Source organism: Mycetocola sp. TRD_SC_2, from assembly GCF_055361225.1.
Map to the genome: position 1 here is coordinate 2,078,105 of NZ_CM143954.1, position 19,402 is coordinate 2,097,506.

Annotated in this window: 22 protein-coding genes; 10 read left to right on the forward strand and 12 right to left on the reverse strand. The window is 64.9% G+C overall.

Annotated elements, in window-relative coordinates:
- Positions 1–3: 3 nt before the first annotated feature.
- Positions 4–552: a DUF6264 family protein gene (locus ACWA1Q_RS09975; RefSeq protein WP_463757054.1), complete on the reverse strand. Its 549-nt coding sequence runs from the start codon at positions 550–552 to the stop codon at positions 4–6.
- On the reverse strand, positions 549–1,577 hold the full coding sequence (locus tag ACWA1Q_RS09980) for a 4-hydroxy-3-methylbut-2-enyl diphosphate reductase (RefSeq protein WP_463760837.1): 1,029 nt from the start codon (positions 1,575–1,577) through the stop codon (positions 549–551). The genes ACWA1Q_RS09975 and ACWA1Q_RS09980 overlap by 4 nt, the downstream gene beginning before the upstream one ends.
- Positions 1,578–1,635: 58 nt before the next feature.
- On the opposite strand from ACWA1Q_RS09980, the gene xseA reads away from it, so the two are divergent.
- From xseA to ACWA1Q_RS10005, 5 genes are all read left to right on the forward strand, one after another.
- Complete coding sequence (xseA, locus tag ACWA1Q_RS09985) at positions 1,636–2,901, forward strand: exodeoxyribonuclease VII large subunit (RefSeq protein WP_463757055.1); 1,266 nt, start codon at positions 1,636–1,638, stop codon at positions 2,899–2,901.
- Positions 2,902–2,910: 9 nt separating this feature from the next.
- The gene (locus ACWA1Q_RS09990) at positions 2,911–3,144 is read left to right on the forward strand and encodes an exodeoxyribonuclease VII small subunit (RefSeq protein ID WP_463757057.1); all 234 of its coding nucleotides are present in this window, start codon (positions 2,911–2,913) and stop codon (positions 3,142–3,144) included.
- Positions 3,141–3,794: a DUF4245 domain-containing protein gene (locus tag ACWA1Q_RS09995; protein ID WP_463757058.1), complete on the forward strand. Its 654-nt coding sequence runs from the start codon at positions 3,141–3,143 to the stop codon at positions 3,792–3,794. The genes ACWA1Q_RS09990 and ACWA1Q_RS09995 overlap by 4 nt, the downstream gene beginning before the upstream one ends.
- The gene (locus ACWA1Q_RS10000; RefSeq protein WP_463757060.1) at positions 3,794–4,447 is read left to right on the forward strand and encodes a carbonic anhydrase; all 654 of its coding nucleotides are present in this window, start codon (positions 3,794–3,796) and stop codon (positions 4,445–4,447) included. The genes ACWA1Q_RS09995 and ACWA1Q_RS10000 overlap by 1 nt, the downstream gene beginning before the upstream one ends.
- Positions 4,448–4,513: 66 nt before the next feature.
- Entirely contained in the window at positions 4,514–5,872 is a 1,359-nt protein-coding gene (locus ACWA1Q_RS10005; protein WP_463760839.1) for a class II fumarate hydratase, read from the forward strand.
- 76 nt (positions 5,873–5,948) lie between these two features.
- On the opposite strand, the gene ACWA1Q_RS10010 is transcribed toward ACWA1Q_RS10005, so the two are convergent.
- The 5 genes from ACWA1Q_RS10010 to ACWA1Q_RS10030 form a co-directional block, all read right to left on the reverse strand.
- Entirely contained in the window at positions 5,949–6,932 is a 984-nt protein-coding gene (locus tag ACWA1Q_RS10010; RefSeq protein ID WP_463757062.1) for an aldo/keto reductase, read from the reverse strand.
- Between the two features lie 37 nt (positions 6,933–6,969).
- Positions 6,970–7,557, reverse strand: coding sequence for a prepilin peptidase (locus ACWA1Q_RS10015; RefSeq protein WP_463757064.1), 588 nt, complete (start codon positions 7,555–7,557; stop codon positions 6,970–6,972).
- 60 nt (positions 7,558–7,617) lie between these two features.
- Positions 7,618–8,994, reverse strand: coding sequence for a PhoH family protein (locus ACWA1Q_RS10020; RefSeq protein ID WP_463757065.1), 1,377 nt, complete (start codon positions 8,992–8,994; stop codon positions 7,618–7,620).
- A 204-nt stretch (positions 8,995–9,198) separates the two neighbouring features.
- Positions 9,199–10,320, reverse strand: a complete 1,122-nt coding sequence (locus ACWA1Q_RS10025) for an aminotransferase class V-fold PLP-dependent enzyme (RefSeq protein WP_463757067.1) — start codon at positions 10,318–10,320, stop codon at positions 9,199–9,201.
- Between the two features lie 2 nt (positions 10,321–10,322).
- Entirely contained in the window at positions 10,323–11,105 is a 783-nt protein-coding gene (locus ACWA1Q_RS10030; RefSeq protein WP_463760840.1) for an isoprenyl transferase, read from the reverse strand.
- Positions 11,106–11,159: 54 nt separating this feature from the next.
- Between ACWA1Q_RS10030 and trhA the strand changes: the two genes are divergently transcribed.
- Positions 11,160–11,966, forward strand: a complete 807-nt coding sequence (gene trhA, locus ACWA1Q_RS10035) for a PAQR family membrane homeostasis protein TrhA (protein WP_463757068.1) — start codon at positions 11,160–11,162, stop codon at positions 11,964–11,966.
- A 7-nt stretch (positions 11,967–11,973) separates the two neighbouring features.
- On the opposite strand, the gene ACWA1Q_RS10040 is transcribed toward trhA, so the two are convergent.
- The gene (locus ACWA1Q_RS10040; RefSeq protein ID WP_463757070.1) at positions 11,974–12,411 is read right to left on the reverse strand and encodes a nitroreductase family deazaflavin-dependent oxidoreductase; all 438 of its coding nucleotides are present in this window, start codon (positions 12,409–12,411) and stop codon (positions 11,974–11,976) included.
- Between the two features lie 97 nt (positions 12,412–12,508).
- On the opposite strand from ACWA1Q_RS10040, the gene ACWA1Q_RS10045 reads away from it, so the two are divergent.
- Positions 12,509–14,029: an FAD-dependent monooxygenase gene (locus ACWA1Q_RS10045; RefSeq protein WP_463757071.1), complete on the forward strand. Its 1,521-nt coding sequence runs from the start codon at positions 12,509–12,511 to the stop codon at positions 14,027–14,029.
- A 22-nt stretch (positions 14,030–14,051) separates the two neighbouring features.
- Positions 14,052–14,570, forward strand: coding sequence for a GNAT family N-acetyltransferase (locus ACWA1Q_RS10050; protein WP_463757072.1), 519 nt, complete (start codon positions 14,052–14,054; stop codon positions 14,568–14,570).
- Here the strand turns inward: ACWA1Q_RS10050 and ACWA1Q_RS10055 are convergent.
- Together ACWA1Q_RS10055 and mca are read right to left on the reverse strand one after the other, a co-directional pair.
- The gene (locus ACWA1Q_RS10055) at positions 14,567–14,887 is read right to left on the reverse strand and encodes a hypothetical protein (RefSeq protein WP_463757074.1); all 321 of its coding nucleotides are present in this window, start codon (positions 14,885–14,887) and stop codon (positions 14,567–14,569) included. The genes ACWA1Q_RS10050 and ACWA1Q_RS10055 overlap by 4 nt on opposite strands.
- Complete coding sequence (gene mca / locus ACWA1Q_RS10060) at positions 14,884–15,750, reverse strand: mycothiol conjugate amidase Mca (protein WP_463757075.1); 867 nt, start codon at positions 15,748–15,750, stop codon at positions 14,884–14,886. Before mca ends, ACWA1Q_RS10055 begins: the two co-directional genes overlap by 4 nt.
- Before the next feature lie 85 nt (positions 15,751–15,835).
- Here mca and ACWA1Q_RS10065 point away from each other — a divergent pair, with 85 nt between their 5' ends.
- Together ACWA1Q_RS10065 and greA are read left to right on the forward strand one after the other, a co-directional pair.
- Entirely contained in the window at positions 15,836–16,255 is a 420-nt protein-coding gene (locus tag ACWA1Q_RS10065) for a DUF4307 domain-containing protein (RefSeq protein WP_463757077.1), read from the forward strand.
- 84 nt (positions 16,256–16,339) lie between these two features.
- Positions 16,340–16,831 (forward strand): transcription elongation factor GreA, encoded by a 492-nt coding sequence (gene greA, locus ACWA1Q_RS10070; protein WP_121673511.1) that lies wholly within the window; start codon positions 16,340–16,342, stop codon positions 16,829–16,831.
- A gap of 59 nt (positions 16,832–16,890) precedes the next feature.
- On the opposite strand, the gene ilvA is transcribed toward greA, so the two are convergent.
- Positions 16,891–18,132: a threonine ammonia-lyase gene (gene ilvA / locus ACWA1Q_RS10075; protein WP_463757079.1), complete on the reverse strand. Its 1,242-nt coding sequence runs from the start codon at positions 18,130–18,132 to the stop codon at positions 16,891–16,893.
- Positions 18,125–19,393 (reverse strand): AI-2E family transporter, encoded by a 1,269-nt coding sequence (locus tag ACWA1Q_RS10080; protein ID WP_463757081.1) that lies wholly within the window; start codon positions 19,391–19,393, stop codon positions 18,125–18,127. Before ACWA1Q_RS10080 ends, ilvA begins: the two co-directional genes overlap by 8 nt.
- Positions 19,394–19,402 lie beyond the last annotated feature (9 nt).

The following is a 19,402-nucleotide window of genomic DNA, read 5'->3' on the forward strand; positions in this document are numbered from 1 at the left end:
TGGTCAGCTCATGCGGCTGACGTACTCGCCGAACGCCGGGTCACCGGTCATCGCGATCGCGATGCAGCCGAACATCACGATGTTGGCGGCGACACCGAAAACAAGCGGGATCCACCACGCCTTGCGGCCTCTGCGCAGGGTACGCAACGACAACCAGAGCGCCGTGATCCAGAGGGCAACCTGCACGAGAAGCGCTGTCCATCCCATGGCCGATCCGAGCGACTCGGTCGTGTAATTGCCCACATCGAGTTGAACGAATGTCGTGCGGATCGCGGTGGGCAGATCCATCAGGGCGGCAGCCGACAAGACGACGGTCATCAGCCCGACCCCGAGAAGGATCATCGTCGCGATGCGGTCGCCGCTCGGACCGGCTGTCGGCGTTGTCGCTGAAGCATCTCGCCCGCCTTGCACACTGATGTGGCTCGACGTGGACTCCTGCGACTCAACGGGCACCGACTCGGCGTCGTCGAGCGGCACTTTGATCGCGTTGCGCTGCTCCTCAGGAGTGGCGTATTCGCCGAACTGCGGGCGAGGGCGCTGCGGGTCGCTCACGCGTTGCAACCGGACGCCTGCTTGTTCTTGGCGCCCTTCAGGTTGGTGCGAAGTTCCTTGGGCAGCGAGAACATCAGGTCCTCCTCCGCCGTCTTCACTTCCTGCACGTCCATGTATCCCGCCGAAGCAAGGCTCTCGAGGACCTCGTCGACGAGAACCTCGGGTACGGAAGCACCACTCGTCACACCCACGGTTTCGACACCCTCGATCCATTCCTGTCGGATCTCACTCGCGTAGTCGACCCTGTATGCGGCTTTCGCGCCGTATTCGAGGGCGACCTCGACGAGGCGGACGGAGTTGGACGAGTTCGCGGAACCGACGACGATCACGAGGTCGGCATCCTGCGCCACCTTCTTGATCGCCACCTGACGGTTCTGCGTGGCGTAGCAAATGTCGTCGCTCGGCGGGTCCTGCAGATTCGGGAACCGGGTGCGCAGCCGGCGCACGGTCTCCATCGTCTCGTCGACGCTGAGCGTCGTCTGCGACAGCCAGACGACCTTGTCGGGGTTCTTCACCTGGACGGTGTCGGCTTCGTCGGGGCTGCCGACGAGCGTCGTGTGCTCGGGGGCCTCTCCTGCGGTTCCCTCGACTTCCTCGTGGCCTTCGTGGCCGATGAGAAGAATCTCGAAGTCGTCGCGGGCGAACCGGACGGCCTCCCGGTGAACCTTGGTCACGAGCGGGCAGGTCGCGTCGATGGCCTGAAGCCCGCGATCAGAGGCGGCGTTGACCACGGCGGGCGAAACACCGTGGGCGCTGAAGACGATGTGAGACCCCTCGGGGACCTCATCGACCTCCTCAACAAAGATCGCGCCTTTGCTTTCGAGCTCGGAGACGACGTGGATGTTGTGCACGATTTGCTTGCGCACATACACGGGAGCACCGTAGTGCTCGATCGCCTTCTCGACGGCTATGACGGCACGGTCAACACCGGCGCAGTAGCCACGGGGTGCAGCTAGCAGCACCCGCTTATGTCCGACCACCGGGGTATCCTTGAGCCTCGAACGCACGCCGGGAATTCTCGGCATGGGCAGGCTGATTGTCGTGTCACTCACACCTCAATTCTAGGCTGTTGCCTCTGTGCACATGCTGGACGACCAAGGAGCGAGCAAACGGATGCCGGATTCCCCCGCCACAGTCGAGAATCCGTGGCCGGTCGGGCTCCTCGGTGCGAAGCTCCGTGACTACATCGACCGCCTCGGAACCGTGTGGGTCGAGGGTGAACTCGCCCAGTGGGGCACTTCGGCCGGAAACGTCTACGGCAAGCTCAAGGACCTGGGCGGCGACGCCACGGTGAGTTTCACCATCTGGTCATCGGTGAAGGCCCGTATCCCCGCAGATCTCAAGCACGGGGACCACGTCGTCGCCCTGCTCAAACCGAACTACTGGGTCAAGGGCGGTTCGCTCACGATGCAGGTGCTGCAGATGAAGCATGTGGGCATCGGCGACCTCCTCGAGCGGCTCGAGAGGTTGCGCACCCAGCTCGCCGGAGAAGGACTGTTCGAACTCTCCCGCAAGAAGCGGCTCCCGTTCCTCCCCCACTGCATCGGCCTCATCACGGCCAGGGACTCCGACGCCGAGAAAGACGTGCTCCGCAACGCGCAGTTGCGCTGGCCTGCCGTCGATTTCCGCGTGATTCACGCCGCTGTTCAGGGTGACCGCACGGTGCCGGAGGTCATTTCGGCGCTCAAGCGGCTCGACGCCGACCCCGAGGTCGATGTCATCATCGTCGCGCGAGGCGGAGGCGACTTCCAGAACCTCCTCGGATTCAGCGACGAACGCCTCGTGCGCGCCGCTGCCGCCTGTACCACCCCTCTCGTGAGCGCGATCGGGCACGAAGCCGACCGACCCCTGCTCGATGATGTCGCCGACCTGCGGGCATCGACCCCGACGGATGCCGCGAAGCGCGTCGTCCCCGACGTCACCGAAGAGCTCTCCCGGGTCCACCAGGCCCGCGCGCGCCTCGGCACACGGCTCGCGACGTACCTGCACACCGAAACCGCTCGGATCGGACAGTTGCGATCCCGCCCTGCGCTTGCGTCGGCGACGTGGATCATCGACTCCCGTGCGGAGGAGCTCACGCGATACGTCGCCCGCGGCACCGAACTTGTCGACCGGATCCTCGAGCGCTCGGGCCGTGAGGTTCAGGACTTGCGTTCGCACCTCCGTGCTCTTTCTCCCCAGCGCACACTCGATCGCGGTTACGCGATCGCGCAGGGCGCCGACGGGCACATCCTCCGTGAAGCAACAGATGCCCCGGCCGGCACAGCATTCACCCTCACCCTTGCGTCGGGCAGGATCGCTGCCCACTCCGATGGTCAGGCAGATTCGTCGCCCACCGACCCTAGATAGGATTGGACCATGCCAGAAACCCGTGAGGTGGCCAGCCTCAGCTACGAAGACGCACGCGATGAACTCGTCCGCGTCGTCTCGGAACTCGAGCAGGGAGCACCCACCCTCGAGCAGTCACTCGCGCTCTGGGAGCGCGGTGAGGCGCTGGCCCGCCGGTGCGAGGACTGGCTGATCGGGGCCAAGGCCCGGCTCGACGCAGCACGCGCGGCCACCCAATCGAGCGAGGCGCAACAGACCGAATGAGTTCCCTCCGTCGACAGCCGCGGGTCGTCGCCGAGCTCGGCCGCCCCGAAACTCCCCAGGAGACAGCCGACCGCAAGGCCGAGAACTCCCGTAACTATCGCAAGAGAAAGACGATCAACAACCTCGTCTACTCTCTTCTGGTGTGCGTCGGCCTCGTTCTCATCATTGCGCTGGCCGTACCCCGTGCTGACAGTTCCCTCCTGACCGAGGTTGATTACCGGTCGGTTGCCTCCGACGCCCAGGCGACGTCCGAGTACACGCTCGCGAGCCCCGAATTGCCGGACAGCTGGAGCGCCAACCGGGCGGAGACCGACTCCTCCGGCGGCGTCTCGTCCTGGAACATCGGCCTTCTCACTCCGTCGAACGAGTACCTCGGGATCACGCAGGGCTTCGACGCCAACGAGACCTGGCTCGCGGGGCAGCTTCGGCAGTCTGCCGCTTCGACCACCGTCACGGTCGACGGCGTCGAATGGACGGTCTACGACAATCGTGCCCGGGAGAACGTCGGCAACGTCGAGTACGCGATGGCGACCGAATCCGGTGTTTCCACGTTCGTTCTCTTTGGGACAGCATCCGACGATGAGTTCCTCACCGTGGCATCCGCCCTCACCGACCAGATTCTTGCCAACCAGACGGAAGGAACCGACTGATGCCCACTCTGCGGCCCAACAAAGCGTGGTCAGTGATGATGCGCGGGAACGCGCGCTTCGTTGCCGGCGAACCGCGGCATCCTCGTCAGGACGTCGAACGCCGTGAGTCGCTCGCACACATCCAGAACCCCGATGTGGTTCTGTTCGGCTGTTCCGACTCTCGCCTCGCCGCTGAGATCATCTTCGACAAGGGCCTCGGCGACCTGTTCGTCGTCCGCAACGCCGGCCAGGTGATCTCTGACTCGGTCGTCGGTTCGCTCGAGTACGCCGTTGGAATCCTCCACGTGCCACTCATCGTCGTGCTCGGCCACGACGAGTGCGGTGCCGTCCGCGCCGCGATCGATTCCGTCGCCCCGGATGCCACTCCGCTGCCCCCGCACATCAACGCGCTGATCGAGCAGATCGTGCCGGCGGTGAAGCGCGTGGGCAAAGCCCGGGCCGTCGAACCGTGGACCGCCGACCCACTCGAAGTCGGCCGGGAGCACCTGCGCGACACCGTCGCCGAACTACTCGAGCGATCAGAGATGATCAGCGACGCCGTCGCCGCCGGAATCCTCGGTATCGTCGGAGCGAACTACAAACTGCTGGAGGGCACAGCGGTGCCGGACATCATCATCGGAAACATCGACAAACAGGCCGCCGGCGCAGCGTAGCGCCACCACACGAGGAGAAGACGAACAGTGTCAGACACAACCGAGTACCGCATCGAGCACGACACGATGGGCGAGGTCCGGGTCCCGGCCTCAGCGCTGTACAGCGCCCAGACGCAGCGCGCTGTCGAGAACTTCCCGATCTCCGGTGCCGGGCTCGAGTCAGCCCAGATCGCGTCGCTGGCGCGGATCAAGAAGGCTGCAGCAGCGGCCAACGCGCAGCTCGGTGTTCTCGACGCCGCCATTGCTGAAGCGATCGGTGGAGCAGCCGACGAGGTCATCTCCGGCCGTCACGACGGTCAGTTCCCGATCGACGTCTACCAGACCGGCTCGGGTACCTCGTCGAACATGAACATGAACGAAGTCCTCGCCAACCTCGCGACGACGCGGCTCGGCTCGCCGGTGCACCCCAATGACCACGTGAACTGCTCACAGTCCTCGAACGACGTGTTCCCCACCTCGGTGCACATCGCGGTGACCAGCGCTCTCATCGACGACCTCATCCCCTCCCTCGACCACCTCGCGGTTGCCCTCGAGGCCAAGGCCGAGCTGTGGAAGAGCGCCGTCAAGAGCGGCCGCACGCACCTCATGGATGCCACTCCCGTCACCCTTGGCCAGGAATTCGGCGGCTATGCCCGCCAGGTCCGTCTCGGCATCGAGAGGGTCCGCTCGGCACTCCCCCGCGTCTCCGAGGTGCCGCTCGGCGGCACCGCCGTCGGCACCGGCATCAACACCCCCGCCGGCTTCCCACAGCTCGTCATTCAGCTGCTGGTGAACGACACCGAGCTCCCGATCACCGAGGCGGCCGACCACTTCGAGGCGCAGGCCAACCGCGACGGCCTCGTCGAGGCATCCGGTGCCCTTCGCACGATCGCTGTGAGCCTCACGAAGATTTGCAACGACCTGCGCTGGATGGCCTCAGGCCCCAACACCGGCCTCGGCGAACTTCACATTCCCGACCTGCAGCCCGGTTCGTCAATCATGCCGGGCAAGGTCAACCCGGTCATCCCGGAGGCCGTGCTCATGGTCTGCTCGCGAGTCATCGGCAACGACGCGACGATCGCCTGGGGCGGAGCATCCGGATCCTTCGAACTCAACGTCCAGATCCCCGTGATGGGCACGGCGCTGCTCGAGTCGATCCGCCTGCTGTCCAACGCGTCGCGCGTGCTCGCTGACAAAACGATCGACGGGCTCGAGGCGAACCTCGAGCGTGCCGAAGCGCTCGCCGGCATGTCGCCGTCGATCGTGACCCCGCTCAACAAGATCATCGGCTACGAGAAGGCGGCCAAGATCGCCAAGCACTCCGTCGCCGAAGGCATCACCGTCCGCGAGGCCGTCGTGGCCCTCGGGTTCGTTGAACGCGGCGACATCACCGAGGAGCAGCTCGACAGCGCGCTCGACCTCCTGTCGATGACGCACCCCGGCTAGGCCGCACATCGAAATGCCCGGTTTCTTGGGTTCTGTTCACACAGAACCCAAGATACCGGGCATTTCGCGTTAAGGGCTACCAGCGGTTGTGCACCTGGGACTTGATGTCAGCGTCGTAGATCGAGCGGACGGCGTCGAAGTATTCAGCGGGCAGCGGACCGGTGTCGCCGGCTGCAGCATTGGCCCGCGCCTGCTCGATCGACCGTGCCCCCGGGATCACCGACGTGACACCGTCCTGCTGGCTGACCCACGCGATGGCAGCCTGCGCTGGAGTCAGTCCTTCGGGCACGAACGCCGCGAGCTCAGCAGCCGCACGCACGCCGGTCGAGAAGTCGACACCCGCGAACGTCTCGCCGACGTCGAAGGCGCTGCCGTCACGGTTGTAGGTGCGGTGGTCGTCTGCCGCGAACTCCGTCGTCGGCGTGTAGCGGTTGCTGAGCAGACCTGAAGCCAGCGGCACGCGCGCGATGATGCCGACGCCTGCTTCCCTCGCGGCGGGAAGCACCTGCTCCAGCGGCTTGAGCCGGAAGGCGTTGAGGATGATCTGGACGCTTGCGGTTCCCGGACGCGCGATAGCAGCGAGTGCTTCGTCGCAGGTCTCAACGCTCACACCGTAGTTGGCGATCACCCCGTCAGCGACAAGGGTGTCGAGCGCATCGTACACAGCATCGGTCGAGAACACCGGGGTGGGCGGGCAGTGCAGCTGAACGAGGTCGAGCTGGTCGACACCGAGGTTCTTCCGGGACCGGTCGGTCCACTCCCGGAACTTGGCGAGGGTGAAGTTCGCGGGGTCCTGCGCTTCACGCCGACCCATCTTCGTCGCGGTGAACACGTCGACACCGGGATTAGCGGCGAGGAACTTGCCGATGACCTGCTCGCTGCGGCCGTCGCCGTAAACGTCGGCGGTGTCGAAGAGAGTGACCCCGGATGCCACGGCTGCGTCGAGCACGGCGAGGGCGTCGGTCTCGGAGACCGTTCCCCAGTCCGAGCCGAGCTGCCAGGTGCCGAGGCCGATGATTGAGACGGGGCGGCCGGTGCGGCCGAGAGTGCGCTGTTCCATTGCTCCAGCCTAGGGGTGCGGCTGCGCAATCCACGGTTCAGTGCACAGGGGTTGCGAGTGCCGGCAGAATCGCAACGGTGACCCAGAACCCGGCGAGCAAGAAGGGTCCGAAAGGAATGTGCGTTCCACGCCCGCCAACCCGCCTCGCGAGCACGAGCAGGCCGCCGATTCCGCCGAACAGAAAAGCGAGCGCGATCCCGACGACCGCAGGCACGACACCGATCGAGCCGAGGCACAGTCCGAGCAGACCGGAGAGTTTCACATCTCCCATCCCCATTCCGCCGCCGAGATTCAGCAGCAGGAAGAACAGGAACCACCCGGCACCGCACGCGAGTGCGGCGGCGGGTCCGAAGCCCGTGACCAGTCCGTGCACGGCCATCCCGGCGAGTGCGAGAGGATACCCGGGCAGCACGAGCCGGTTCGGCAGCCGATGCGACTCGATGTCGATCCTGGCAAGGTCGGCGCTCACCCAGGCCAGATATCCCGGTCCGAGGAGCCGCGCGTCCGGACCGATTGCGACGATCGCGAGGATCCCGAGCACCGCGGCGACCGCGATACGCCCGGTGCGACGCGCACGCCGCTCACCGGCATCCGTCGTGATCTGCGGTTCAGTCCCGATCGCCATGCCGACACGCTAACCGGGCTGTGGCGCCCGAAGGCGGTTATCCACAGCCCGGTCGGCGGGTCAGGCGAGTTCGTTGCCCTCCAGGAGTTCGGTGACGAGCGCCGCGATGGAGCTCCGCTCGGACCGGGTCAGGGTGACGTGCCCGAAGAGACCGTGTCCCTTGAGCGTTTCGATGACGGATGCGACGCCGTCGTGGCGACCCACCCGGAGATTGTCCCGCTGGGCGACGTCGTGGGTGAGGATGACGCGGGAGTTCTGACCGATCCGCGAGAGCACGGTCAGCAGCACGTTGCGTTCGAGGGACTGTGCCTCGTCGACGATCACGTAGGCATCGTGCAGCGACCGGCCACGGATGTGGGTCAGCGGCAGCACCTCGAGGATGCCGCGGTCGATCACCTCTTCGAGGACGTTCTGCGACACGACCGATCCGAGGGTGTCGAACACCGCCTGGCCCCACGGGCTCATCTTGTCGCCCTGGTCCCCTGGCAGGTAGCCGAGCTCCTGGCCGCCGACCGCGTAGAGCGGCCGGAACACCATGATCTTGCGGTGCTGCTGGCGTTCGAGTACCGCCTCGAGTCCCGCGCAGAGGGCGAGCGCAGACTTCCCCGTCCCGGCTCGACCTCCCAGAGAGACAATGCCGATCTCGGGGTCAAGCAGCATCTCGATCGCGAGACGCTGTTCTGCGCTCCTGCCGTGCAGTCCGAAAACATCCCGGTCCCCGCGAACGAGCTTGAATTCGCGTTTGCCGGTGACCCGGCCGAGTGCGGATCCTCGGTCGGAGTGGATCACGAGACCCGTGTTCACCGGCAGATTCTCGACCTCTTTCGAGAGCCCGACTTCCGTCTCGTACAGATCGCTCATGGCGTTCGCGGAGATCGTGATGTCGGCCATACCGGTCCAGCCGGAATCGATGGCTTGCTCGGCGAGGTACTCCTCGGCCATCAGCCCGATCGACGCGGCCTTCACCCGCAACGGCAGGTCCTTCGAGACCACGGTCACGGCGAGCCCATCGTTCGCGAGGTTTTGCGCCACGGCGAGAATCCGGGAGTCGTTGTCACCCAGCTGGAGCCCACTCGGAAGCACCGACATGTTGGAGTGGTTGAGTTCCACGCGGAGGGACCCGCCGTCACCGACCGGCACCGGGAAGTCGAGACGTTCATGTTCGACCCGCAACTCGTCGAGTAGACGCAGAGCCTGGCGGGCGAAATACCCAATCTCCGGATCGTTCCGCTTCTTCTCGAGCTCGGAAATGACGATGACGGGAATGACGACACTGTGTTCGGCGAACCGGAACAGCGCCTTCGGGTCAGACAACAAAACCGAGGTATCCAAAACATAGGTACGCTCGGTTTGCTTCTGAGGTGCTGATTGTGACGTTGTGGTCTGGTGCTGCCCTTCTGTGTTGTGCTGCAGTGCGTGGGTACGTGTCGCGGTCATTGCCACTCCCAGCCGAACCTTTCGGTTCGGTTCTCCAGCGAGTGCGACCACGTACGTTCCGAGTCGAACTTATGTGGCCGTCTCGACCAGGCGCCGTGCCTGGTAACTCAGACGTTACGACTCGGTGCAGGGAGTTTCCACGACGACACGCAGGGTTGACATTGCGGAAAGGTAAACATTCCCTGTGTGCCAGTTGAACGGGCGTCAGTATGCAATCGCGGTCGAGAACGACACGAACGAATCGCGGAGCATCCCGAGAGTTTCGCTCGTGGTCCCGGCGTGCACACTCAGCCGGATCCGGTTCTGCCGGATCGTGGTCGTCACACCGTGGTTGTGCAGGGATGCACTGAGCAACCCCACCTGGTCTTCTGGCGGGTCGAGAATGACGATCCCCGCGCGCTCGTGTTCGGCGCGGGGCGAGACGACACCGATGGCGAACTCGTCGGCAAGGCTGAGCGCTTCATCGACGCGGTCGGCGACGGCCGCGCTGATGTTCCTCATTCCGGCGCCGACGACTTCCTCGAGCGCCGCCGCCAGCCGGGCCTCGGCCGAAAAGTCCGGATTGGCGACACTGTATGCGCGCGCCGTCGCCGACGGTGGAGGCACGACATCCCACGGTTCGGGCCCATCTGTTCCGGTGTAGCCGCTAACGACCGGTTCGAGGTGTTCGAGCGCACGATCGCTGAGCGCAAGGAAACCTGTTCCCCAGCCCGCCCGCACCCATTTCTGCCCACCGGATGCCACGACATCCGCCGCCTCGAACGGAGCGTCCGCGACCCCGAATCCCTGGATCGCGTCGACGATCAGCAGACGGTCACCGATGACCTGTCGGATGCCATCGAGGTCGGCGAGGTACCCGGTGCGGGTGTCGACGAGGCTCACGGCAACGGCTGTGATCGACGGGGTCAGTTGTTCGCGGATGGTGTGTGGGGTGACCCGGCCGTGGTCGGTCTCGAGCCACGTCGGGGTGAGCGCCTGCATCGATTCGGCTGCGCGAGCCGCTGCGACGGTGAGGCTGGGGAACTCCCCCGCAGACAGCAGCACCGAGCCGGTCATCCCGAACATCGTGTGCATGAGCCCCATGCTCGTGTTGGGCTGGCTGACGATGTTGCCCGGCGGGAATCCGAGGAGAGCGGAGACTGCGGTGCGCATGCGCTCGTCCTGCCCGTGAAGCTGGTCGATCACGCCGTATCGCGCCCGGCCGAGGAGGTCGACCTGCGAACGGATCTCAGCCTGCACCGCTCCGGCGAGGGGCCCGACCCTGCCGTAGTCGAGATACCCGGATTCCTCTCCGAATCCGCTCAGGTAGTCGTCGATCCCGGTCATTCTCATCCTCCGAAGCGGCGTTGTCTTCTCGAGTAGTCGCGGAGTGCACGCAGAAAATCGACCTCGCGGAGGTCGGGCCCGAGGGCTTCAACGAAGTAGAACTCGCTGTGGGCACTCTGCCAGAGCATGAAGTCGCTGAGCCGCTGTTCGCCCGACGTCCGGATGACGAGGTCCGGGTCCGGCTGGCCACTCGTGTACAGGTGCTCGCCGATGAGATCGGGAGTAAGGAGCTCCGCGAGGGATTCGAGGTTGCCGCCGGTGAGGTGGTGTTTTTCGACGATGCTCCGCATGGCGTGCACGATCTCGGTGCGTCCTCCGTAACCGACGGCGAGGTTGATGTGCATGCCTTTTTTCTGGGCGGTGCGGGAGTCGGCTGCATTCAGCGCGGCGACGAGAGGCTCAGGCAAGCCGGCCGTTGCGCCGACCTGTTTGACTCGCCAGTTGCGGTAGTGCGAGAGCTCTTCGGCGAGGTCGGCGATGATCTCGATGAGGTCGTGCAATTCCTCGGGTGAGCGGGAGGTGAGGTTGTCGCTCGAGAGCAGATACAGCGTGACAACCTTGACACCGAGGTCGTCGCACCACTCGAGGAATTCGCGCATCTTTGCGGCGCCGGCACGGTGCCCGTGGGCGGCCGTTTCGTAGCCGAGCTGCTTCGCCCACCGACGGTTGCCGTCGATGATCATGGCGACGTGGTGGGGCAGCGTCTCCGAGCTGAGGGCGCGGCGAAGCCGCTTCTGGTACAGGTTGTAGAGAAACCCGGGTCCCGGCTCTGACTGGCTGTTCATCACACCGTTACGTTAGTGCAGTTTGAGCCGGGGGTGCCGCGTATCCTGTGATCTATGCCCCAGTCGTCGTTCCCTTCCTCACGCCCGGATCCCTCTCGAGGAAAGGCGTCAGCGGGGCCGGATCCCGAGGTGGATGCGGCTGTCGCCCGCGACGACGCCGCCGGTCCGGATCTCCCGAACATCCCGCTGCTCGATGACACCATCGCGCGGCCCGAGGAGTCGAAGCCGACCTGGCGCGGCTGGATCCACGCGGGCACTTTCCCCCTCACCATCGTCGGCGGGATTGTCCTCATCTCGCTCGCGGACGGGGCAGCAGCGAAGTGGAGCACAGCGGTCTTCGCCCTGAGCTCGCTTCTCCTCTTCGGGATCTCAGCGCTCTACCACCGGATCAACTGGTCACCCCGGTCCAAGGTTCTGCTCAAGCGGATGGACCACGCCAACATCTTCCTTCTGATCGCGGGAAGTTACACACCCGTCGCCGTGCTCGCGCTTCCCCCGGAGAAGGGCACCCTGCTGCTGGTCCTGGTGTGGGGAGGCACGATTATCGGAATCACGTTCCGGATGTTCTGGCTGCACGCGCCTCGCTGGCTCTATGTGTTGCTGTACATCGTCCTCGGCTGGGCCGCGGTCATGTATCTCTTCGACATCCTCCTGGTGAACCCGACGACGATGATCCTCATCATGGTCGGCGGGCTCCTCTACACCGGGGGTGCCGTTGTTTACGCGATGAAGCGGCCGAATCCGGTGCCAGGGCACTTCGGATTCCATGAGATCTTCCACACCTGCACGGTGCTCGCTTTCGGATGCCACTGGATCGGCATCCTGTTGCTCGCGATCGACCCCACCTACCCGGTCGGCTAAGTCCCGGTCAGTCCCTGCGGGTCAGGACGAAAACCGGAATCTCCCGCGTCGTCTTCTCCTGGTAGTCCGCGTAGGGCGGGTACGCCTCGACTGCGCGTTCCCACCACGTGGCCTTCTCCTCGCCGAATACTTCACGCGCCGTGTAGTCGTGCTTCTCGGTTTTGTCCTGCAGCTCGACGTGCGGATTCGCCAGAACGTTGAAGTACCAGACCGGATGCTTCGGTGAGCCTCCCAGCGACGCAACGATCGCGTACTCGCCGTCGTGCTCCACCCGCATGAGTGCCGTCTTGCGCAGCTTGCCGCTCTTCGCTCCGACAGTGGTGAGGACGATGACGGGTCGGCCGTGCAGCGTCGTGGCCTTCGTGCCCCCGGATGCTTCGTACTCTTCGACCTGGTTCCGTGCCCAGGTGCTCGTACTCGGTTCGTATTCGCCGGTCAGTGGCATCGTTCACTTCTTCCTGCCGGTGCACCTGCACCGACAGGATCAGTTTAAGACGATGAGACGCCTATCGCCCCTCGCCACAGCGTGCCAGCATGGGGGCGTGAATGCGCCACCTGCACGATCGACCGAGGTACTCGTGGCAGGAGCCGGTCCGACCGGCCTCCTGCTCGCCGTCGCGCTCGCAACACTCGGTGTGGATGTGCTCGTGGTGGATCGCAAACTCGGCCCGACTCGCGAGTCCCGCGCTCTCGGCATCCAGGCACGGACGCTCGAGATTCTCGACCAGCTCGGCATCGCCGATGCATTTCTCTCCCAGTCCACCACGGCGACCGTCGTGAGCCCGGGTTTCGAACGCCGCTCGTTCGGCACGGTGCCGATCGGCCAGCTCGGCACCGGGATCTCACCGTTCCCCGGCATCCATATGCTGGAACAGTCCCGGACCGAGCGCATTCTCACTGACCGGCTGACGGCACTCGGCGTGACGGTGCTCTGGGGACACACGATGACGGACCTTGCCCACACACCCTCCGGTATCGACGCTGTCGTTGAGGGGCCGGGAGGCCGTGGAGCGATTACCGCCGCGTATTGTGTCGGTGCAGACGGCGCGTCGTCGTTCGTGCGCAAACGCAGCGGCATCCCCTTCGAGGGAGTCACCAACGAGCACATGTTTTACGTGGCGGACGCTCACGGGGTGAGCGGACTCTCCGCCGACCGAATCAACGTCCGTTTGGGCACGGACGACTTTCTCGTCACCTTTCCCATGGGTCCGGGCGGGCATGTCCGCCTGTTGGGGACGATCCGGTTGACCGGTTCCGAAGAGGCTGTGACCGAGAAGGAGGCTCGCGAGAGATTGACCGCCGTCTTCGGGGTGACGTACGACACGACCTCGTGGTTCTCGACCTACCGGATTTCGCACCGGGTGGCGGCCTCCTTCCGACAGGGCCGCGTGTTCCTGGCTGGCGATGCGGGGCACGTTCATTCGCCGGTCGGGGCACAAGGTATGAACACCGGCCTTCAGGATGCCCACAACCTCGCGCTCACACTCACGGGAGTCCTGAGGCGTGGCTATTTACCATCAACGCTCGACCGGTACGAACCTGAGCGGCGACCGGTCGCATCGCGCCTCATCTCGACGACGGACCGTGCCTTCGGGGCGGTCACGAGCAGGTCGCGGCCGGCGGTGTTTCTCCGCCGCCGCCTCGTACCACTCGTCCTCCCGATCGCTGTACGTCTCCTGCCGCGTCTTCCGGGTTCCCCGAGGCTCTTCGAGTATGTGTCACAGGTCCGGATCCACTACTGGATGAGCGAGAAGGCACGGCGTACCGGGCGACGGGGATCCGTGGTCGGCAGGCGACTGCCGTGGACCGGAACAAACTTCGACGTTCTCCGAAGCCTCGACTGGCAGGTGCACGCGTACGGTGCGGTCTCTCCCCGCGACGCCGTCCGCGTGCGCGGCTTCTTGTCCCTGCCGTTCCACCATTTCCCGACCACAGGGAACAGCCGGCTGGTCCCGGGGCGGTTCTACCTCATCCGCCCCGATGGATTCGTCGCCGCGGAATCCGCGGGTCGCGAAGCTGCCACGGTGTTCCGCCGCACGCTCGACGCGGCCGGGGTGCCCTGACGAAGCGTCGTAGAGTTTCCGGGTGAGCACAGTGACGATTCTCTCCCCAACCGTGGACGACTGGCACCGGGTTCGGGATCTCCGGCTCGAGATGCTCAGGGACACACCCCACGCGTTCATGGAGACGATCGAGGAAGCCGAGGCGCTGCCAGATGAGACGTGGCGAATGCGCGCCAACCGCGGCTCGACTCCCGACAGTATCCAGCTGGTGGCCGTCGATACGTCCGGTGTCTGGGTGGGCACGATGAGCGGGTTCGTCGATCGCGTGGATGTCGGTGGCCCGCTTCTCGTCGGTGTCTTCGTCTCGCCCGGGTTTCGCGGCAGGTCTGCCGGCGTGACGGATGCTCTCCTCGACGGGATCGAGGACTGGGCGCGCGGGCAGGCGGATACCCTCACTCTCCACGTGCATGAGGACAACTCCCGCGCGATCGCGTACTACCGACGCCGTGGGTACCAACTGACCGGGCGCAGGATTCCGTACAACCTCGATCCAACGCGGGACGAGCTGGAGATGCGCCGCTCGCTGGCGGACCGTCGCTAGAGCGGACGGTCTCCCGGGCGCGGATCGGTGGAAGGACCCGCGTCGGTGTCGGACTCGGCGCTTGGCGTGACGCCGTCACGCTCGTCCAGCTCGGCCTGCAGCCGGTCACGAATCTCGGCGCGATGATTGACGCGACGGATCCGGCGCTGCATGTCGAACACGATGAGGAAGACGGCCACCGCGATGAGCGCGATGATGAAGAAGCCTGCCGGACCGGGTGTCACGTCGTTGGGGTCGATCTGAAGTGACGGTGTCGGTGACGGTGTCGTGGCCAGGCGCCACGCGGCATCCGTCACGGTGTTCCAGCTGGCGCTCATTCAGTGTCCTCAATTCCGGCGAACAAGTCGCTCTCGTTCGCAATGGGTGGCACGATGCTGCGCGCCCGTTCGAAATCCTCATACGGCCACGCCGCTCGCTGCAGGTCGTTGGACCAGAAGAAAAAGCTGGAGTCAGCGGCCACCTGGCTGGCGTGCGCGCGGAGTGCTGCGTCGCGAACCTCGAAGAACTCTCCGGCAGGCACATGAGTTGTCGAGCGGATGGGGCGATCCTTCATCCAGGAAAGCATCTCGGACATTTGCTCCACGAGCGGCGAGTCCGGCTCCTGCTTGAGCAGCTGATCGAAGTTGGCCTGCATGCGCTCAGCGTTGAAGATGTGGTCGTAGTACAGCTTGGAGACCTGCCAGGCCGGGCCGGCCTCGGGGTAAGCGGATGCATCGGCGGCGGCCTCGTACGCGGCAACCGATACCTCGTGGCAACGCACGTGGTCCGGGTGCGGATAGCCGCCGTTCTCGTCGTACGTCACCATGACCTGCGGCTTGAACTCGCGGATGATCCGGACGAGGGGTTCGGCAGACACGGCGACGGGAATAGCGGCGAAGGCGTTGAGCGGCAGGGTTCCGTCTTCGCGCCGCATTCCCGAATCGGTATATCCCAGCCAGCGGTGCTGGATGTCCATGATGCGGGCGGCTTCGGCCATCTCACGGCGACGCAATCCGGCGAGGTCTCGCTCGCCCATCGCTTTGGCTTCGAGTTCGGGGTTGAGGATGTCGCCACGTTCGCCGCCGGTGCAACTGACGACCATCACTTCAACACCGCGTGAGCGGTAGTAGGCGTTCGTCGCTGCACCTTTACTGGACTCGTCGTCCGGGTGTGCGTGGACCGAGAGCATGCGAAGGGTCACGGTGATCTGGTCTTCCGGTGAGAGAGCGGAGGCTGGGAGCGATTAGCCTTGTCCATACAGACTAACGTTCGCAGGATGAGGGTTGATGGTTTCGAACACGGGGCACGACACATCCGTTCTTGACGAACGATACGGGCGGTCACCGAACTCCAAAAAGCGCCAGCGCCGTCTGGCCTGGATCGTCGGGGGCGTCTTCGCGGCTATCTTCTGCGCCTGGGTGATGTGGGCGGCGCTCGACGCGGTCGGACCCGCGGCACTTGACGTCCGCGATACCGCTCACGTTGTCGTCGACGACCGCACGGTCGAGGTCACCTTCGAACTGTCCGTTGAACCCGGCACGACGAGCTATTGCGCTGTTCAGGCACTCAATGACACCTTCGCGATCGTGGGATGGAAAGTCGTCGAAATCCCGGGCTCGGAACAGCGAACCCGCACCTTCACCGAGACGCTCACAACAACAGAACTCGCCTCGACGGGTTTGATTTATCGCTGCTGGTTGGCATAAGCTCCTCTGATACCCGAACGCCGGGTCGCTTTGATACGCCCTGACGCACCTCGTCAGGGCGTCCGTTTATGTAAGGAGTTCGCCATGGCTGTTGACACTCAGGTCACGTTCCTGACCCAGGATGCTTATGACAGACTCGCCGGCGAACTTGAGATGCTGTCCACTGTCGGGCGCGAGGAGATCGCGAAGAAGATCGAATCGGCTCGTGAAGAGGGCGATCTCAAGGAAAACGGCGGTTACCACGCTGCGAAGGACGAGCAGGGCAAGCAGGAGGCACGCATCCGCACCCTGACCCAGCTTCTCCGGGATGCCACCGTCGGTGTCGCTCCCGAAAGCCACGGAGTCGTCGAATCCGGAACCGTCATCACCGCGACCGTCGCCGGTGGCGAAGAAGTCTTCCTCCTCGGCAACCGCGAGATCGCTTCCAACTCGGATCTGGACGTGTACAGCGAGCAGAGCCCGCTCGGTGCTGCGATCCTCGGCCTCAAGGTCGGCGCGAGCACGAAGTACACCGCTCCGAATGGCAAGGAGATCACGGTGAAGATCACCAAGGTTGAGACCTACACCGGTCAGTAAATCTCAGCAGCACAACACGGCCCGGCGAGTTTTTCGCCGGGCCGTTCGTGCGTTGAGCGTCAGTCCTCGACGATGCGAGGGTCGTATCCTCCCGCACGAAGCGTCTCAACGACGAGGTCGCGGTGCTCAGGCCCGCGCGTTTCGACGCTGAGCTCGAGCTCCACTTCTCCGATCTTGAGGCCGTGGCCGTGACGGGTGTGGAGTACCTCGATAACGTTCGCGTTGGCCTGGGCGACGAGCTCAGCCGTGCGCGCAAGCTGCCCTGGGCGGTCAGGGAGCGGAACACGGAGAGTGAGGTACCGGTCGGATGCCGCCAGGCCGTGGCTGATCACCCGCTGCATCAGGAGAGGGTCGATGTTGCCGCCAGACAGGATGACCACCGTCGGGCCGCTCGGCTCGATTTCACCGGCGAGAATGGCCGCGACACCGACGGCACCCGCCGGTTCGACGACGAGTTTTGCGCGTTCGAGGAGGACCAGCAGCGCCTTGGCGATGTCGTCTTCAGACACGGTGACGACGTCATCGACGACATCCCGGATGATCTCGAAGTTCAGTGTGCCTGGCTTGCCGACGGCGATCCCGTCGGCGATGGTTGCCTGCACGGGGACCTCGGTCGCAACGCCCGACGCAAGTGACGCCGGGTAGGCAGCCGCATTCGCCGCTTGCACTCCGATCACCCGGATCGTGCGCCCGGCCGCTGCCGCACGCAGCTTCATGGCCGAAGCCACCCCGGCGATGAGGCCACCGCCACCGATGGGAACGATGACCGTCTCGACATCGGGAACGGCATCCCAGATCTCGAGCCCGAGGGTGCCCTGCCCGACGATGACGTCTTCGTGATCGAACGGCGGAATGAAGATTGCACCGGTTTCCTCGGCGTACGCGGCGGCGGCGAGGAGGGGTTCGGCGACAGTGTGCCCGCGGAGCACGACCTGCGCGCCATACGCCTTCGTCGCCTGCAGCTTGGGCAGCGGCACGCCGATCGGCATGAAAATGGTCGACGCGATGCCGAGTTCCCGCGCTGCGAAGGCCACGCCCTGTGCATGGTTTCCAGCCGAAGCGGCGACGACGCCGCGTGCCCGTTCAGCGTCGGTGAGTTGCGCCATGCGGTTGTATGCCCCGCGAATCTTGTAGGAACCCGTCCGTTGCAGGTTCTCGCACTTCAGGTAGACATCAGCGCCGAGGAGTTCCGCGAGGTAGCGCGAACTCTCGGTCGGGGTCTCCTGGGCGACTCGGGACACGACGATTCTCGCCGTCTCGAACTGCTCCAGAGTGGGGCCCGAGGGCGCGGCATCAGTCATTCGGTGTTCCCTTAGGGTCGGGGCTCAGCGGGGCGGGCGTAGTTCCCCCGGTTTTCTGGGTGTATCGGGCACTCGGAACGGTTCGCCAGATCACGTCGCCGATCGCCTGTTGCGATGGTGGCCCGACAGCACGCCAGGCACCAGACGAGATGTAGCGGAACATCACGTTGATGACGGCGGCGACCGGCACAGCGAACAATGCGCCGGGGATGCCGGCGACGAGCGTTCCCGCTGCGACGACGAGAACCACAGCGAGCGGGTGGACCTTGACGGCGGCCCCCATGAGGAGGGGCTGCAGAACATGGCCCTCGAGCTGCTGCACGAGAAGGACGACACCGAGCATGAGGAGGGCGACGACCCAGCCGTTGTAGACGAGCGCGATGAAGACGGCGACGATCCCGGTGACCACTGCACCGACGATCGGCACGAACGCGCCGAGGAAGACGAAGACGCCGATGGGGATGGCGAGAGGGACGCCGAGGAGGAACGCACCCAGTCCGATGCCGACCGCATCAATCGACGCGACGAGGATCTGCGTGCGCGCGTAGTTCGTCAGCGTGAACCAGCCCGCCTTCCCCGCTCCATCGATCGCGGGCTGGGCCTTTTTCGGCATGAGGCGCACGAGCCAGGCCCAGATGCTGCGCCCGTCGATGAGAACGAACAGAAGGCAGAACAGTGCCAGGAACAACCCGGTTGCGACATGTCCCAGCGTTGATCCGAGCGAGAGCGCTCCACTGAGAAGAGCCTGGCCGTCATTCTGGACCGCGGAGACGGCATCCGAGATGAAATCGTTGATCTGGGTCTCGGTCAGGTGCAGGGGCGATTCGAGCAGAGCGGTCTTCAGATCTTCGAACGAGGTGATCGTTCGTGCGCGCACCTCGCTGAAATCACTCGTGATCTGCCAGATCGCGAGCCACAGCAGTCCCCCGACGATCGCAACGGTACCGAGGATCCCGGTGGCGATGGCGAGCCCCCGTGGCCAGTGATGCCGCGTGAGAAAAGTGATGAAGGGCGTGAGGAGTGCAGAAATCAGCACACCGATGAGCAGAGGAATGACGATCAGCCGCAACTGTACGACGAGGAACACCACAGCTGCGAGCGCTGCGCCGATGACGAGAAGGCGCCACGACCAGGCTCCGGCGATGCGCATTGCCCGGGGTACGTCATCGGTGATCTCACTCGAGCTCACATGCTCCGGCGCGCTGGACTCCGTTGGGCGGAATACCCGGCCGAACCACGTTTTCTCAGTCGATTTCGCCACCGGAACAGT

Bases quoted from the DNA above. Each gene is read 5' to 3' on its own strand.
- ACWA1Q_RS09980 (WP_463760837.1), bottom strand. From the start codon at position 1,577: ATGCCGAGAATTCCCGGCGTGCGTTCGAGGCTCAAGGATACCCCGGTG.
- xseA (WP_463757055.1), top strand. From the start codon at position 1,636: ATGCTGGACGACCAAGGAGCGAGCAAACGGATGCCGGATTCCCCCGCC.
- ACWA1Q_RS09990 (WP_463757057.1), top strand. From the start codon at position 2,911: ATGCCAGAAACCCGTGAGGTGGCCAGCCTCAGCTACGAAGACGCACGC.
- ACWA1Q_RS09995 (WP_463757058.1), top strand. From the start codon at position 3,141: ATGAGTTCCCTCCGTCGACAGCCGCGGGTCGTCGCCGAGCTCGGCCGC.
- ACWA1Q_RS10000 (WP_463757060.1), top strand. From the start codon at position 3,794: ATGCCCACTCTGCGGCCCAACAAAGCGTGGTCAGTGATGATGCGCGGG.
- ACWA1Q_RS10005 (WP_463760839.1), top strand. From the start codon at position 4,514: ATGGGCGAGGTCCGGGTCCCGGCCTCAGCGCTGTACAGCGCCCAGACG.
- ACWA1Q_RS10010 (WP_463757062.1), bottom strand. From the start codon at position 6,932: ATGGAACAGCGCACTCTCGGCCGCACCGGCCGCCCCGTCTCAATCATC.
- ACWA1Q_RS10015 (WP_463757064.1), bottom strand. From the start codon at position 7,557: ATGGCGATCGGGACTGAACCGCAGATCACGACGGATGCCGGTGAGCGG.
- ACWA1Q_RS10020 (WP_463757065.1), bottom strand. From the start codon at position 8,994: ATGACCGCGACACGTACCCACGCACTGCAGCACAACACAGAAGGGCAG.
- ACWA1Q_RS10025 (WP_463757067.1), bottom strand. From the start codon at position 10,320: ATGACCGGGATCGACGACTACCTGAGCGGATTCGGAGAGGAATCCGGG.
- ACWA1Q_RS10030 (WP_463760840.1), bottom strand. From the start codon at position 11,105: ATGAACAGCCAGTCAGAGCCGGGACCCGGGTTTCTCTACAACCTGTAC.
- trhA (WP_463757068.1), top strand. From the start codon at position 11,160: ATGCCCCAGTCGTCGTTCCCTTCCTCACGCCCGGATCCCTCTCGAGGA.
- ACWA1Q_RS10040 (WP_463757070.1), bottom strand. From the start codon at position 12,411: ATGCCACTGACCGGCGAATACGAACCGAGTACGAGCACCTGGGCACGG.
- ACWA1Q_RS10055 (WP_463757074.1), bottom strand. From the start codon at position 14,887: ATGAGCGCCAGCTGGAACACCGTGACGGATGCCGCGTGGCGCCTGGCC.
- ACWA1Q_RS10065 (WP_463757077.1), top strand. From the start codon at position 15,836: ATGGTTTCGAACACGGGGCACGACACATCCGTTCTTGACGAACGATAC.
- greA (WP_121673511.1), top strand. From the start codon at position 16,340: ATGGCTGTTGACACTCAGGTCACGTTCCTGACCCAGGATGCTTATGAC.
- ilvA (WP_463757079.1), bottom strand. From the start codon at position 18,132: ATGACTGATGCCGCGCCCTCGGGCCCCACTCTGGAGCAGTTCGAGACG.